Source organism: Xanthomonas sp. LMG 12459 (assembly GCF_009192905.1).
GTDB lineage: Bacteria > Pseudomonadota > Gammaproteobacteria > Xanthomonadales > Xanthomonadaceae > Xanthomonas_A > Xanthomonas_A sontii.
This window is the reverse complement of sequence record NZ_NSGT01000034.1, coordinates 1-13,495: the sequence shown is the minus strand read 5'-3', so window position 1 is coordinate 13,495 and position 13,495 is coordinate 1. Positions and strand designations below refer to the sequence as shown.

Here is a 13,495-nt window from a genome sequence, read left to right as displayed (position 1 = left end):
CTGCCCTCTTACTGCAACCGGCACCACTGATACGGGAAGCGCGCCTGCCCGACCCAGGATTGGTAGATCTGACAGGACCCCGGCTGCAGCGCCAGGCCGTAGCGCGCCAGTTGCTGTGCGGCCAGCGCCTGGGTCTGGCGATCCGCGGCGGCGACATCCACAGCCCGTTCCGGCAGCAGCACCCAGCGACAACGACCGGCATCCACCTCCACACCGGCGCGCACCGGGCGCCGCGCCAGCCGCCGCATCAACGCGCAATCGGGGCCGCGATCCAGACCCAGGCGCGCGGCCACGGCATTGAGCCGCTGCAGGCGTTCGACATTGCGATCCACTTCCGCCGGCAGCATCGCGTAGCCCTGCCCGCGCGCCGCCAGCATCTCGCGCACCCGCGCGGCGTAGGCCGGCGTTTCCGGGAAATTGGAGGCGACCGACGCGTACGCCGCCTGCCCGGGCAGGAACGGAATGCGCCAGGACTCCGGTGCATCGCCGACCAGCAGCACCAGGCTGCGCTCGGGTTGCGGCATCGGCGGCGCCTGCACCCGGAACGCCTCGCGCGCCCAGCGCTCGTGCCCCCATTCGCCCCAGCCGTACAGCGCAAAGGCCGCACAGGCGATCAGGGTCCAGCGCGCCGCCGGCGCGGCGATGCGCGCCGGCAGCAGCCGCCGCAGCCCCACCCACAACAGCAGCGGCGCCAGCAGCTCCGGCACCACCAGATAGCGCTGGATGCTGAAGGCCGCCTGCCAGGCGAGGAAGGCCACCACCACGAACACCAGCACCGCACGCCACGCCGGCGCGACCACCTCCGCCGGCGCGGAGGCACGCGGACGCCGCAGCGCCCAGCGCAGAAACGCCACCAGGCCCAGCAGATATAGCAGCGGCCACACCAGTTGCCGCAGGCGCACCTCGCTGACCCGGTTCGGCGCCAGCGAGAACTGCAGCGGCCAGGTCAGCCACTCCCACAGCGTCTTCGGCAACCAGCGCGTGTCGCTGACCGCCACCGGCTGCGCCAGCGGCGCCAGGAAGTGGCTGTTGAACTGCGGAAACAGCGGATTGCCGAAGGTCTGCCACACCCGCAGCAGCCACGGCCCGGCCAGCAGCGCGAAACTGAGCAGCGTCACCGCAGTCAGCACCGCGGCGCCGCCGATCCGCTGCCGCGGGCGCCCACCGGCGACCAGCGCGGTCACGCCCAGGGCCAGCGCGAACAGCGCATTGGTCAGCTTGCAGGCCATCGCCAGCCCGAGCAGGGCGCCGGCCAGTGCCCACCAGCCCAGCGCCACGCCCTGCCCCGCGACCTGCTGGCGGCGTTGCGCGTGCAGTGCGGCGAGCAGTGCGCCCAGCACCGGCAGCGCGCTGGTGTTGTCGCCCATGGTGCCGGCGAACTCGGACAGGAACGCGGCGCTGCACAGCCCGGCCAGCGCCAGCCACGGCACCAGCCGCGCGCGGTCCAGCCGCGGATCCAGCACCTGCCAGACGATGCCGGCCAGCAGCAGGAACGCCAGTGCATGCAGCACGCCCATCGCGAACCCGGCCAGCGGCGCAGGCAGGCCGACGAACAGCGCGTAATGCAGCACGTCCAGCAGCGGATTGAAGTAGCTCTGCATCTGCGCCGGCGCCAGGTCGATGCCGAGGCGGCCGTGCAGTACGGCGTAGCCGTTGTACAGGTGGTAGTTGCGCAGGTCCCAGTTGGCGTCCTGACCCAGCCACAGCGACAGCAGCCCACCCAAGAGCGCGACCGCCACACCCGCCGCGATCACATTGCCGCGGTTGTGGAAGGCGAAGCGGCGATCCAGCGCGGCCAGCAGGCGCTGGCGGCGCGTCGGGCGCGGCAGCGCCGCAGCAGCAGTGGTGCTCATGCGCCGTCACCATGATGCGCACCCTGCGCGTCCGCCGCCGGCCAGGCCGGGATCGCCAGGTAAGCCAGGCGCTTGGCCTCGATGCGGCCGCGCGTGACCGTGTCCAGGATCAGCCCACAGGCCAGCAGCAACACACCCAGCAACACCAACGCCGAACACAGGATCGCGGTGGGAAACCGCGGCACCAGGCCGGTCTGCGCATAGGTCAGCAACAGCGGCACCGCCAGCGCCAGCGCCAGCAGCACGCAGGCGCCGAAGCCGAGCGAGAAGAACAGCAAGGGCCGCTCGGCCTTGAACAGGCGCAGGATGGTCAGCAGGATGCGGGTGCCGTCGTGCCAGGTGCGCAGTTTGCTCTGCGATCCTTCCGGACGCGCGCCGTAGGCAGTGTCGACTTCCGCCACGGGCATGCGCAGTTGCAGCGCGTGCACCGCCAGTTCGGTCTCGGTCTCGAAGCCGGCGGCATGCGCGGGAAACGACTTCACGTAGCGCCGCGAGAACACCCGGTAGCCGGACAGCATGTCGTCGAAGCTGCGCCCGAACAGGAAGCCCACGCAGCGGGTCAGCAGCACGTTGCCGATGCGATGGCCAGCGCGGTACGCCGCCGCTTCGTCGCTGCGGCGCGCGCCGACCACCATGTCCAGCCCGTCGCGCAGCAGCCGCTCGACCAGCGCCGGCGCCATCGCCGCATCGTAGGTCGCATCGCCGTCGACCAGCACGTAGACGTCGGCCTCGATGTCGGCGAACAGGCGCCGCACCACGTTGCCCTTGCCCTGCAGCGCGACCTCGCGCACCACCGCACCGGCCGCACGCGCACGGGCGATGGTGGCGTCGCTGGAATTGTTGTCGAACACATGGACCTGCGCGCCCGGCAGATGCGTGGCGAAATCGGCCACGACCCGGCCGATGGTGGCCGCCTCGTTGTGGCAGGGCACCAACACCGCGATCCGCGGCGCGGCCGCGGGGCGATCGGAGGGGAAACTGGACATTGGCGGCGTGCGGTCCTGCGCGGCAGCGTGGAAAGGCGCGCCATCCTAGCTCAGTGCGGGCGCAGCACGATCGGTTGTTCCCACCAATCCTCGACGCTGCCGTCGCGGCCGTGCAGGCGCAGGCCCAGCCAGTGCGTGCCCGGTGCCAGGCCACTGGCATCGACGGTGGCACGGAAGCCGATGTTCGGATGATTGGGATCCGTGGAGATCTTCCAGAACTTGGTGACGTCGTAGACATCGCCGTAGTGCGCCTGCGCCGCGACCTTGCCGTCGAGCAGTATCTCGACCCGGTCGATTCCCACGCCGTCCTTGAACGCCCAGCCGGACACGTCGAAGCGGCGGCCGACGCTGGCGTCCACGTCCGGGGTGTTGAACCAGGCCATCGCCGGCGTGGTGCAGGGGCCGGCCGCACGCTGCGCCGGCAGCGCGAACAGCAGGAAGCGCTGGCTGCCGTGGTCGCTGGACACCACCCGCGGCGGCGGCAGCGGGCCGACCAGATCGCACACCGCGTGGTAGCGCTGCAGCAGCAGCCGGTACTTCATGTCGCTGGGCGAAAGCACCAGCAGCCGCGGACCGTCGCGGCGGCCGTCGCTGAGCAGTCCCCACTGCTGCAGCTGTGCGCTGCGCCCGTGCTTGTCGTTCAACGGATGCGGCAGCACCTGGATGTTGGGATCGCGCAGTTCGAAGCCGAGTTCGGCGCCGACCTTGAAGTTGTCCGCCAGCACCTTGGTGCCTGGCGGCATGCTCGCCAGTTCGCGACGCACCGCGCCGGCCAGCGGCCGCCAGCCGGCGAAGTTGCGCGGGTAGTACTTGTCGCCGGCGGTGTGCTCGCGCACCGCCGGCACCGACACCGCCAGGTAGTAGCCGAACGCACCGACCAGACCCAGCCCGGCCAGCAGCCAGGTGGCGCGGCGCAGCGGCTTGCTCCAGCCGTTGAGGATCACCGGCGTGGCGATCAGCAGCGCCAGATAGCCCGGCAGCGGCCAGTGGAAACTGACCCGCTCGGCGTCGGTGAAGAACCCGAGCAGGAAGATGCCCAGCGTGGACACGCCACCGAGCAGGCCGAAATACCGCCACTGCACGCGCGTGCCGCTGCTGCCGCCGCGCGTGGCCATCAGCGCCACCTTGGTCATCGCCACCGCCAGCAGCGGCGTGACCAGCAGCAACTGGATCAGCAGGAAGGCGATGCCGGCGGGCTGGAAACTCCAGGGATGACGGTCGACCAGCTGGAACTTGAGACCGGCTTCGCCATTGTCCGCGTTCCAGGCCAGCAGCGGCAGCCAGGCGACCATGCCCAGCGCCAGCGCGACCCACACCTGCGGATCGCGCAGCATGCGCCGGCCCTGCGGGATCAGCAGCAGCGCGATCGCGCCGACGCCGATCACGCCGACGAAGCGGTAATGGCTCAGCGCGCCGATGACCAGGCCCAGCGCCAGCTCCACCGCGCTCAGCGCCTCGGTCTGGCGCAGCAGCCGCGCGCTGGCGTCGATGCACAGGATCGTCGCCAGCGCCATCGGCACGTCCGGCAGCGCCAGGATGCCCAGGGTGCCGGACAACGGCATCAGCAAGGCCAGGCTGCCGGCGCGCCAGCCCGCCACCGCACCGAACCAGCGCGTGGCGATGCGTGCGATCAGCCACGGCACGGCCGCGCCCAGCAGCAGGAATGGTGCGCGCAGTGCCAGCAGGTGATCGCCGCCGAGCGCCACGCCCAGCCGCGCCAGCCACGCGGTCAGCCCGGGCAGGTCCGAGTAGGCCAGCGCCAGGTGCTGGCCTTCCTGCCAATAGAATGCCTCGTCCACGAACAACGGCAGGCGCGCGGCGACCAGCAGTTTGGCGGCGGTGACGAGCGTCCACAGCACGATGAAGACGCTGCGTGCACGTTGTTCCCCTTGCATTGCCCGTACACTCCCTGAAACCGTTGCGAGACTGCGATGCCTACTCCGCTCCGCTTGCCGGAAATGCTAACCGATACGTTGCGCGAGGCGCTCACGCGCGCCCAGCAGCAGGTCAATGCGCTGGTCCTGGGCAAGCCGCAACAGGTGCGCATGGCGTTTGTCGCCCTGCTGTCCGGCGGACATCTGCTGATCGAGGATCTGCCCGGCCTGGGCAAGACCACGCTGGCGCATGCGCTGGCGGCGAGCCTGGGGCTGGGCTTCCAGCGCGTGCAGTTCACCTCCGACTTGCTGCCGGCCGATGTGCTCGGCGTGTCGGTGTACGACGCGCAGTCGCGCCAGTTCCAGTTCCACCCCGGCCCGGTGTTCACCCACGTGCTGCTCGCCGACGAGATCAATCGCGCGCCGCCGCGCACGCAGAGTGCGCTGCTGGAAGCGATGGCCGAACAGCAGGTCACCCTCGACGGCACCACCCATCCGCTGCCGTCACCGTTCTTCGTCATCGCCACGCAGAACCCGGTGGACCTGTCGGGCACCTTCCCCCTGCCCGACTCGCAACTGGACCGCTTCCTGCTGCGCTTGGCGCTGGGCTATCCCAACGCCGAGGCCGAACGCGCGCTGCTCAGCGGCAGCGACCGCCGCGACCTGATCGCGCAGGCGCAGCCGCTGCTCGGCGAGGCCGACATGGCCACGCTGCGCCAGGGCGTGGAGCAGATCCACGCCAGCGAGGCGCTGGTCGCCTATGTGCAGGCACTGCTGGCGCGCAGCCGTCAGCACCCGGGCGTGCGCGTGGGCCTGTCGCCGCGCGCCGGCATCGCGCTGCTGCGCGCGGCCAAGGCGCATGCGCTGCTGCTCGGCCGCGGCCATGTGCTGCCCGAGGACGTGCAGGCGCTGTTCGTGGCCGTCGCCGAGCATCGCCTGGTGGCCGAACAGGAATCGGCCTCCGGCCAGGCCCTGGCCAAGGCGATCCTGCACAGCGTCGCGGTGGACTGACGCCGATGCCGGGCGGGCGGCGCGACTGGCGGCAGCGACTGGCGCAGTTGGCCGCGCCGCGCGCGCCGGAAGCCCTGCCAGTGCAGTTGGACCGGCGCCGCATCTACATCCTGCCCACGCCGTTCGGCGGCTTCCTGGCGCTGCTGCTGGCGGCGATGCTGCTCGGCGCGCTGAACTACAACAACAACCCGGCGCTGCTGCTGGCGATGCTGCTCGGCGCGGCCGCAATGGCCAGCGCCATCGTCGCGCACCTGCAGTTGTCCGGGCTGCGGCTGGAAGCGCTGTCGGCCGAGCCGGTGGCGGCAGGGCAGCCGCTGCGCCTGCGGTTGGCGCTGGCAACGGCCGACGGGCGCCGACGGCGCGGCCTGCGCGTGCGCCACGGTGCCGCCCACACCTACCTGGACCTGCACCGCGACGATCGCAACGAGGCCGACCTGGAGGTGCCCACCGAGCGTCGCGGCTGGCTGGACCTGCAACGCATCCAGGTCTCCACCACCCAGCCGCTGGGCCTGCTGCGCGCCTGGGCCTGGTTCTGGCCGGACGCCCCGCTGCTGGTCTACCCGCAACCGGAGACAGACGGTCCGCCGCTGCCGGCCGGCGCCGGCACCCCGACCCAGACCCGCCTGCACGCGCTCGGCGAGGAATTGCACCAGCTGCGCCCATATCGCGCCGGCGATGCGCCGCGGGCGATCGCGTGGAAACACTCGGCGCGCCGCGACACCCTGCTGGTACGCGAGTACGAGCGCCCGATCGGCGTGGACGTGGTACTGGACTGGCGCACGCTGCCGGCCTTGCCGCACGAACGTCGTATCGCACGGCTGGCGCGCTGGGTCGAGGAAGCCGAACGCGACGGCCGCCGCTACCGCCTGCTGCTGCCGGGGCAGCCGGCGCTGGGGCCGGGCCGCGGGCCGCAGCACCGGCATCTGTGCCTGCGCGCGCTGGCGCTGCTGCCGCATGGCTGAGCCGCGCTCACCGACGCTGCATGCCGCCAGCCGCGCCTGGGCGCTGGGCGCGGCGCTGCTGGCCTTGCTGCCGCTGCTGCTGCAATTGCCCGGCACGCTGGCTTGGCTGATCGCGCTGTCGGCCCTGCTGATCGGCGCCAGTTCGGCGTGGCGGCCGCTGCCGGCGCTGCTGCGCCTGGTCCTGGTCGCCGTCATGCTCGCGGCGCTGTACTGGCAGGTCGGCCTGCGCTTCGGCCGCGACACCGGCTGCGCGCTGCTGGCGGCGATGCTGGCGATCAAGCCCTCGGAACTGAAGAACCTGCGCGACGCGCGCAGCCTGCTCGGCTTCGCCCTGTTCGCGCCGTTCGCCGCCTTCCTGCTCGACCAGGGGCCGGTGACGATGGCGCTGGGGCTTGCAGCGGTGATCGCGGCCCTGCTGTGCATGCAGCGCCTGGCCGACCAGGAAGGGCACAGCGCGCGGCGGCCGCTGCGCGGGCAACTGCGCGACGTCGGCCGTCTGCTGGCGTTGGGCCTGCCGCTGGCGCTGGCCGCGTTCTGGCTATTCCCGCGCCTGGGTTCGCCACTGTGGGGCGTGCCGGAACGTGCGCTGGGCCGTCCCGGCCTGTCGGACACGATGAGTCCGGGGCAGTGGCTGGACCTGCTGGCCGACGACACCCCCGCATTGCGTGTGCAGTTCTTCGGCCCGGTGCCGGCGCCGGCGCAGCGTTACTGGCGCGGCCCGGTGCTGTGGGATTTCGACGGCCGCACCTGGCGTGCGCAGCGCGACAACGCTTTCGCGCCGGCACCGCCGATCCAGCTCGCACCCGGCGGCTGGGACTACCAGCTCGAGGTGGAACCGACCGACCGCCGGCAACTGGTCGCCCTGGACCTGCCGCGGCAGGCACCGGCCGGCACCCGGCTGACGGCCGACGCCGTGCTGCAGACCGAGCGCCCGCTCAGCGCGCTGACCCGCTGGCGGCTGCGGTCGGCGCTGCCGCAACGGGTGGAGGCCGATCTCGCGCCGGCGCAACGGCAGCGCGCGCTGGCGTTGCCGCCCGGCTACAACCCGCGCACCCTGGCGCTGGCCCGGCAGTGGCGGCAGCAGGCCGGCGCCGACGATGCGGCGATCGTCGCCCGCGCTCTGCAATGGATTCGCCGCGACTTCGCCTACACCCTGGAGACGCCGCTGCCCGGCCGCGACGGCGTGGACGAGTTCCTGTTCCAGCAGAAGGCCGGGTTCTGCCAGCACTTCAGTTCGGCGTTCGTGGTGCTGATGCGCGGCGCCGGCATTCCTGCGCGCGTGGTCACCGGCTATGCCGGCGGCACCCGCAATGCGTTCGGGGACTACTGGGTGGTGCGGCGCATGGACGCGCACGCCTGGGCCGAGGTGTGGCTGCCGCAACGCGGGTGGGTGCGGGTGGACCCGACTGCGGCGGTGGCGCCGGAGCGCATCTACGACACCCTGGAGGACCGGCTCGATGGCGGCGCTGGCGCGCAGGGCGACGCCGGCGACTGGCGCTGGCGCGACCTCGCCGACTGGGCCCGGCGCGGCTGGAACGACCTGGTGCTGTCCTTCGACGCCAGCCGCCAGCAGCGCCTGCTCAGCCAGTTCGGCATCGCCCGCCTGGAACCCGGGCAACTGGTGGCGCTGTTCGCCGGATTCGCCGCGGTGCTGCTGGGTGCGATGGCCTGGTGGCTGGCCCGCGGTGAGCGCGAACGCGATCCGCTGCTGCGCGCATGGCGGGCGCTGGGCCGGCGCTACGCCCGGCGCGGGCTGGGCCGCGACCCGCACGAACCGGCCCTGGCCTGGGCCGCTCGCGTACAGCGGGAAACCGGCGATGCGAGCCTGATTCCGCTCAGCCGGCGTTTCGCCGATGCGCGCTACGCTGGCGCTGATTCGGACAGCGCTTCATTGTTGCGCGACCTGCGCAGGCACCGTCCGCCCACTGGAGCATCCCGATGAAGATTCGCCTGCTGTTCCCCGTGATCGCTGCGTTGGCGCTCGGCGCCTGCGCCACCGCCCCCAAGCCGCTGCAGGGCCAGTTCGCGCCCGTCAGCCCGCGCGACTCGGTCGCCGGCCAGCAGGCCGGCGCGCCGGTGCGCTGGGGCGGCAAGATCATCAAGACCACGCCCGGCCAGGGCCAGACCTGCTTCCAGATGCTGTCGCGCCCGCTCAACGCCAGCGGCCGTCCGGACAGCGATGCCGCCGACGCCAGCGATGGCCGCTTCATCGCCTGCCGCGCCGGCTTCTACGACCCGGCGGTGTTCGAACCCGGCCGCGAAGTGACCTTCATCGGCCACGTGTCCGGCTACGACAACACCCGCATCGGCGAGTACGACTACCGCCTGCCGAAGATGGACGCGGACGTGGTGTACCTGTGGCCGGTGGTGCGCCAGGTCGAAGTGGTGCCCGCCTATCCGTACGGCCCCTGGGGCGGCCCGTGGGGTCCGTGGGGCCCGCGCTGGGGCTGGTGGTAAGCCCTGCGTTTCTGCCGCAACGAAAAACGCCGCTGATCCAGCGGCGTTTTTTTATGTCTGCACGTTCGCGCCAGCCGCTGCTCAGGGCGTACCGAAGCGCCCCAGCGGCGCACCGGCGAGCAGATGCAGGTGCAGATGGAACACGGTCTGCCCGGCGTGCTCGCGGCAGTTGATCACCACCCGGTAGCCGTCCTGGGCCAGGCCCTGCTCGCGCGCATAGCTGGCCGCGGCCAGCACCAGCCGGCCGACCAGGGTCGCCTGCTCCGGCGCCAGGTCGTCCAGGGTCGGAATCTCCACCTGCTTGGGAATGAAGAGCACATGCACCGGCGCCTGCGGCGCGATGTCCTTGAAGCCGAGCACGGCGTCGTCCTCGTAGACGATGCTGGCCGGAATTTCGCGACGGATGATCTTGCCGAAGATGGTGTCCATGGAGCGCGCCCGGAACGAAAGAAGGGGCCGCCGTTATAGCCCAATTCGGCCTCGCGCCGCAGCCGTGTGCGGCGGTTACTCGCCGGTGCCGGTGCGCGGCACTTCGCTGCGGCTGCCGAAGGCGTGCGACAGCGTGCCGCGATCCACGTACTCCAGCTCGCCGCCGAGCGGCAGGCCCTGCGCCAACCGGCTCGGCCGCACGCCATGCTGGCGCGCCAGTTGCGCCAGGTAATGCGCGGTGGCCTCGCCTTCGACGGTGGAGTTGGTGGCGATGATCAGTTCGGCCACCTCGCCCTGCGCCAACCGCGCGGCCAGCCGGTCCAGGCCCAGCTCGCGCGGGCCGATGCCGTCCAGCGGCGACAGCCGGCCCTGCAGAATGAAGTACAGCCCGCGGTAGCCGGTGGCGTGCTCGATCGCCAGCCGGTCGGCCGGCGACTCCACCGCGCACAGCTGCTGGCGGTCGCGCGCGGGACTGGCGCAGATCGCGCAGACCTCGGTCTCGCTGAAATCGCGGCATTGCGCGCAATGACCGATGCGCTCGATCGCCTCGTGCAACCGCTCGGCCAGACGCTGCCCACCCTCGCGCTCGCGCTCGAGCACGTGATACGCCATGCGCTGCGCAGTCTTCTGGCCGACGCCAGGCAACACGCGGAACGCATCGATCAGTTGTTCGAGCAGCGGCGAGCTCATTGTGGTTGGGGATTCGGGAGTGGAGATTGGGGATTCGTAAGGGAAACATCGCTGTCACGCGATGTTTTCGTAGGAGCGGCTTCAGCCGCGACGGCTTGATCTGACCGGTCGCGGCTGAAGCCACTCCTGCAAGAGGAACTCACCGAAGCAGGAAGGGCAGCGCACTCGCGAAAAACCGCGAATCCCCAATCCCGAATCCCCAATCCCGGCAACTCAGAACGGCAGCTTCATGCCCGGCGGGATCGGCATGCCGGCGGTGGCCGCGCCCATGCGCGCCTTGGATTCGGCATCGATCTTGTTGGACGCATCGTTGAACGCAGCCGCGATCAGATCCTCGGCCATCTCCTGGTCGGCGAGGATGCTCGGATCGATCCGCACCTTGCGGCACTCCTTGGCGCCGGTCAGGGTCACGTTGACCATGCCGCCGCCGGCGCTGCCGGTGACTTCCAGCTTGGCCAGTTCTTCCTGGGCGCGCTGCAGGTTTTCCTGCATCTTCTGCGCCTGTTGCATCAGTTGGGCGATATTGCCGCGCATCGTGGTTCACTCATCGTAGGGACGGATGGAATCGGGGACGACCCGCGCGCCTTGCTGCTGGATCAGCGCCTGCACCGCCGGGTCGTTCATGAACGCGGCCTCGGCCGCGTTCTGGCGCTCGCCGCGTTGCCGGTGCGAGCGCTCATGCAGGGTTTCGGCATCGACCGCGATGCCGCTTTCGATGACGATCTTCGGCCGCTGGCCCAGCGCATCGGCCAGCGCCGCAGCCAGTTCGCCCAGCGAGCGCTCCGACTGCAGGTATTCGAAGCCCGGCGACAGCGACAGCCGCAGCACGCCCTCGGCATGGCTGACGAAGGCGGCGTTGGCGGCGAGCTGCCGCGAGGGGCCGCTCAGGCCGCAATCGGCGACCAGTTCCAGCCAGTCCTCGGCGCTGTGCAGCGCACGCGGCGTGTCGGACACGGGGGCATGGGTGCGCGGCGGCGGCGCCAGGGGCGGCACCATCGCCATTTCCGGCTCGGCGGCCGCAGCCGTGGCCGCGGCCGGAACGATTGCTGGCGCCGGCGTCGCGACGGGCGCGGACGGCGCTGGGCGTGCCGCCGGCGGTGCCGGCGGATCCCATGGCGGATCGAGCAGGGCCGCCGCCGTACTGGGCGCCGCCGCCACGGGCGCAGCGGGAACCGGCGCCGGCGCGGCAACGGCAGGCGCCGCCGGGGCAGCGACAGCCACCGCGGCCGGTGCTGCGGTCGCCAAGACAGGCGCACTGGCCGCGGCGGCCGGCGCAGTGCCGTGTCCTTGCGCCGCCGCGCTGGTCGCGGTGCCGGCCGGCAGCGCCGTGGCGCCCATCGGCCGGAACGCCAGCATGCGCAGCAGCGCCATCTCGAACCCGGCGCGCGGGCTCGGCGCCAGGTACAGGTCGCGGCGACCGTTCAGTGCCATCTGGTACCAAAGCTGCACGATCTCCGGCCGCAGGCGCTCGGCCAGCGGCGCGGGGTCCAGGCCATCCAGCGCCGGCGTGGCCGCGCCCGGCACCAGCTGCCGCACCTGGATGCGGTGCAGGGCCTCGGCCAGCGCCTCCAGCACCCCGCCCCAGTCGGGCGAGAACTCGGCCAGGCCGGCCACCACCTGCAGCAGCCGCTGCCCGTCGGCATCGGCCAGCGCGTCCAGCATCGCCCCGACCTGGGTGCGATCGACCGTGCCCAGCATCGTCCGCACCACGTCGTCGCGCAGCGCACCGCCGGCATAGGCGATGGCCTGGTCGAGCAGCGACAGGCCGTCGCGCAGGCTGCCGTCGGCGGCCTTGGCCAGTTGCACGATCGCCGAGGCATCCACCTCGATCTGCTCGGCGGCCAGGATCTTGGTCATCTGCCCCTGGATCTGCTCCTCGTCCAGGCGCTTGAGGTTGAACTGCAGGCAGCGCGACAGCACCGTCACCGGCAGCTTCTGCGGGTCGGTGGTGGCGAGCAGGAACTTCACGTGCTCCGGCGGCTCTTCCAGGGTCTTCAGCAGCGCGTTGAACGCCGCCTTGGAGAGCATGTGCACTTCGTCGATCAGATAGACCTTGAACTTGCCGCGCGAGGGCATGTACTGCGCGTTCTCGATCACCTCGCGCACGTCGTCCACGCCGGTGTTGGACGCGGCGTCGATCTCCAGCAGGTCGATGTAGCGGCCGGCGTCGATGTCCAGGCAGGCCGCGCACTGACCGCACGGGTCGGCGCTGGTGCCCTGCTCGCAGTTCAGCGACTTTGCGAAGATGCGCGCGATGGTGGTCTTGCCGACGCCGCGGGTGCCGGTGAACAGAAAGGCGTGGTGCACCCGGCCGCTGTCCAGCGCGTTGGTGAGCGCGCGGACCACATGCTCCTGCCCCACCAGCTCGGCGAAACGCTTGGGGCGCCACTTGCGGGCGAGAACGAGATAGGACATCAGGCGACCGTCTTCATCTGAACCACCATTGTGCCACGCCGGGCCATCGCGATCGTTCAGTAGCCCGGTCAGCCGCCATCACGCGCGCGCCGACCTTTGGCGCAGGGCTGCCTGCGACGATGAACAGGGCAAAGGTGACGCCGGTCAGCGCAGCCGCGGCGGCTCGCCTTGTGAACGGCGGCCATGACGGCTAGAATTCCCGCCCTTGCCCGGACCGCATGGCCCGCGCAAGACCCGGAGAGGTGTCCGAGTGGTTGAAGGAGCACGCCTGGAAAGTGTGTAAGCGTCTAAACCGCGCTTCGGGGGTTCGAATCCCCCTCTCTCCGCCAGATTGAATGCGTGTCCTCTCGCAGAATGCTCCCACCCTGGTGGCGGTGTTCAAATGAGGAAAGACCGCGCCACTGGCGCGGTTTCGTCTCTATGGTGGCCCCGTCGGCCCCTCGCGACGCTAGGTCGAAAACCCCGCCAGGGCCGGAAGGCAGCAACGGTATCGATCGACGCGGGCGCCGAGGTCAGCCGGCGGGGTTACCACCCTTCTACGACGACGAACGATCAGCCTCGATCGCAGGCAGCGGCTGCGCCTATAAGAAAGCAACAGCCATCCCGGCGTGTCATTCGTTCCGGCCGTGGCGACGGCACAGAGATCCTTGCGGCGGCAGGCTATGCCTGGCGCGGTCAGCCGGCGGGGTTACCACCCTTCTACGACGACGAACGATCAACCTAGATCGCAGGCAGCGGCGTGCGCCTGCAGAAAGCAAACGCACCTCCCGCCTGCCACTCCATTCGGCAGCTAGCACAGCAATGAGCCACTATCGTTG

General features: G+C 71.1%; 11 protein-coding genes, 1 tRNA gene and 1 other RNA gene. 6 read left to right on the top strand and 7 right to left on the bottom strand.

What is annotated here, in order from left to right:
- Positions 1-8: 8 nt before the first annotated feature.
- Genes CEK65_RS09175 through CEK65_RS09165 form a run of 3 tightly spaced genes read right to left on the bottom strand, consistent with a single transcriptional unit; the run spans position 9 to position 4,734 of the window.
- The gene (locus tag CEK65_RS09175) at positions 9-1,853 is read right to left on the bottom strand and encodes a glycosyltransferase 87 family protein (RefSeq protein ID WP_152181513.1); all 1,845 of its coding nucleotides are present in this window, start codon (positions 1,851-1,853) and stop codon (positions 9-11) included.
- Positions 1,850-2,839 carry a glycosyltransferase family 2 protein gene (locus tag CEK65_RS09170; protein WP_152181512.1) on the bottom strand — a complete coding sequence of 330 codons (990 nt, stop codon included), beginning with the start codon at positions 2,837-2,839 and terminating at the stop codon, positions 1,850-1,852. The genes CEK65_RS09175 and CEK65_RS09170 overlap by 4 nt, the downstream gene beginning before the upstream one ends.
- Before the next feature lie 50 nt (positions 2,840-2,889).
- Positions 2,890-4,734: a glycosyltransferase family 39 protein gene (locus tag CEK65_RS09165; RefSeq protein WP_152181511.1), complete on the bottom strand. Its 1,845-nt coding sequence runs from the start codon at positions 4,732-4,734 to the stop codon at positions 2,890-2,892.
- A gap of 36 nt (positions 4,735-4,770) precedes the next feature.
- Here CEK65_RS09165 and CEK65_RS09160 point away from each other — a divergent pair, with 36 nt between their 5' ends.
- The 4 genes from CEK65_RS09160 to CEK65_RS09145 are packed head-to-tail and all read left to right on the top strand — an operon-like array spanning position 4,771 to position 9,143.
- A complete protein-coding gene (locus tag CEK65_RS09160) occupies positions 4,771-5,724 on the top strand; it encodes a MoxR family ATPase (RefSeq protein WP_150410543.1) in 954 nt (317 codons plus the stop codon).
- A gap of 5 nt (positions 5,725-5,729) precedes the next feature.
- On the top strand, positions 5,730-6,686 hold the full coding sequence (locus tag CEK65_RS09155; protein ID WP_152181510.1) for a DUF58 domain-containing protein: 957 nt from the start codon (positions 5,730-5,732) through the stop codon (positions 6,684-6,686).
- Complete coding sequence (locus tag CEK65_RS09150) at positions 6,679-8,628, top strand: DUF3488 and transglutaminase-like domain-containing protein (RefSeq protein ID WP_152181509.1); 1,950 nt, start codon at positions 6,679-6,681, stop codon at positions 8,626-8,628. The genes CEK65_RS09155 and CEK65_RS09150 overlap by 8 nt, the downstream gene beginning before the upstream one ends.
- Positions 8,625-9,143 carry a Slp family lipoprotein gene (locus tag CEK65_RS09145; protein ID WP_017914772.1) on the top strand — a complete coding sequence of 173 codons (519 nt, stop codon included), beginning with the start codon at positions 8,625-8,627 and terminating at the stop codon, positions 9,141-9,143. Before CEK65_RS09150 ends, CEK65_RS09145 begins: the two co-directional genes overlap by 4 nt.
- An 81-nt stretch (positions 9,144-9,224) precedes the next feature.
- On the opposite strand, the gene CEK65_RS09140 is transcribed toward CEK65_RS09145, so the two are convergent.
- From CEK65_RS09140 to dnaX, 4 genes are all read right to left on the bottom strand, one after another.
- Positions 9,225-9,572: a histidine triad nucleotide-binding protein gene (locus CEK65_RS09140; protein ID WP_010342491.1), complete on the bottom strand. Its 348-nt coding sequence runs from the start codon at positions 9,570-9,572 to the stop codon at positions 9,225-9,227.
- 75 nt (positions 9,573-9,647) lie between these two features.
- Positions 9,648-10,262, bottom strand: a complete 615-nt coding sequence (gene recR, locus CEK65_RS09135) for a recombination mediator RecR (RefSeq protein ID WP_017909283.1) — start codon at positions 10,260-10,262, stop codon at positions 9,648-9,650.
- 213 nt (positions 10,263-10,475) lie between these two features.
- Positions 10,476-10,796, bottom strand: a complete 321-nt coding sequence (locus CEK65_RS09130) for a YbaB/EbfC family nucleoid-associated protein (protein ID WP_017909282.1) — start codon at positions 10,794-10,796, stop codon at positions 10,476-10,478.
- 6 nt (positions 10,797-10,802) lie between these two features.
- Positions 10,803-12,677: a DNA polymerase III subunit gamma/tau gene (gene dnaX, locus CEK65_RS09125; protein WP_152181508.1), complete on the bottom strand. Its 1,875-nt coding sequence runs from the start codon at positions 12,675-12,677 to the stop codon at positions 10,803-10,805.
- A 236-nt stretch (positions 12,678-12,913) separates the two neighbouring features.
- Between dnaX and CEK65_RS09120 the strand changes: the two genes are divergently transcribed.
- Positions 12,914-13,006: transfer RNA gene (locus tag CEK65_RS09120), tRNA-Ser, on the top strand.
- Positions 13,007-13,106: 100 nt separating this feature from the next.
- Positions 13,107-13,203: signal recognition particle sRNA small type (gene ffs / locus CEK65_RS09115), an RNA gene on the top strand.
- Positions 13,204-13,495: the final 292 nt, after the last annotated feature.

Coding starts and splice junctions, on each gene's coding strand:
- CEK65_RS09175 (WP_152181513.1), bottom strand. CDS start 1,853: ATGAGCACCACTGCTGCTGCGGCGCTGCCGCGCCCGACGCGCCGCCAG.
- CEK65_RS09170 (WP_152181512.1), bottom strand. CDS start 2,839: ATGTCCAGTTTCCCCTCCGATCGCCCCGCGGCCGCGCCGCGGATCGCG.
- CEK65_RS09165 (WP_152181511.1), bottom strand. CDS start 4,734: ATGCAAGGGGAACAACGTGCACGCAGCGTCTTCATCGTGCTGTGGACG.
- CEK65_RS09160 (WP_150410543.1), top strand. CDS start 4,771: ATGCCTACTCCGCTCCGCTTGCCGGAAATGCTAACCGATACGTTGCGC.
- CEK65_RS09155 (WP_152181510.1), top strand. CDS start 5,730: ATGCCGGGCGGGCGGCGCGACTGGCGGCAGCGACTGGCGCAGTTGGCC.
- CEK65_RS09150 (WP_152181509.1), top strand. CDS start 6,679: ATGGCTGAGCCGCGCTCACCGACGCTGCATGCCGCCAGCCGCGCCTGG.
- CEK65_RS09145 (WP_017914772.1), top strand. CDS start 8,625: ATGAAGATTCGCCTGCTGTTCCCCGTGATCGCTGCGTTGGCGCTCGGC.
- CEK65_RS09140 (WP_010342491.1), bottom strand. CDS start 9,572: ATGGACACCATCTTCGGCAAGATCATCCGTCGCGAAATTCCGGCCAGC.
- recR (WP_017909283.1), bottom strand. CDS start 10,262: ATGAGCTCGCCGCTGCTCGAACAACTGATCGATGCGTTCCGCGTGTTG.
- CEK65_RS09130 (WP_017909282.1), bottom strand. CDS start 10,796: ATGCGCGGCAATATCGCCCAACTGATGCAACAGGCGCAGAAGATGCAG.
- dnaX (WP_152181508.1), bottom strand. CDS start 12,677: ATGTCCTATCTCGTTCTCGCCCGCAAGTGGCGCCCCAAGCGTTTCGCC.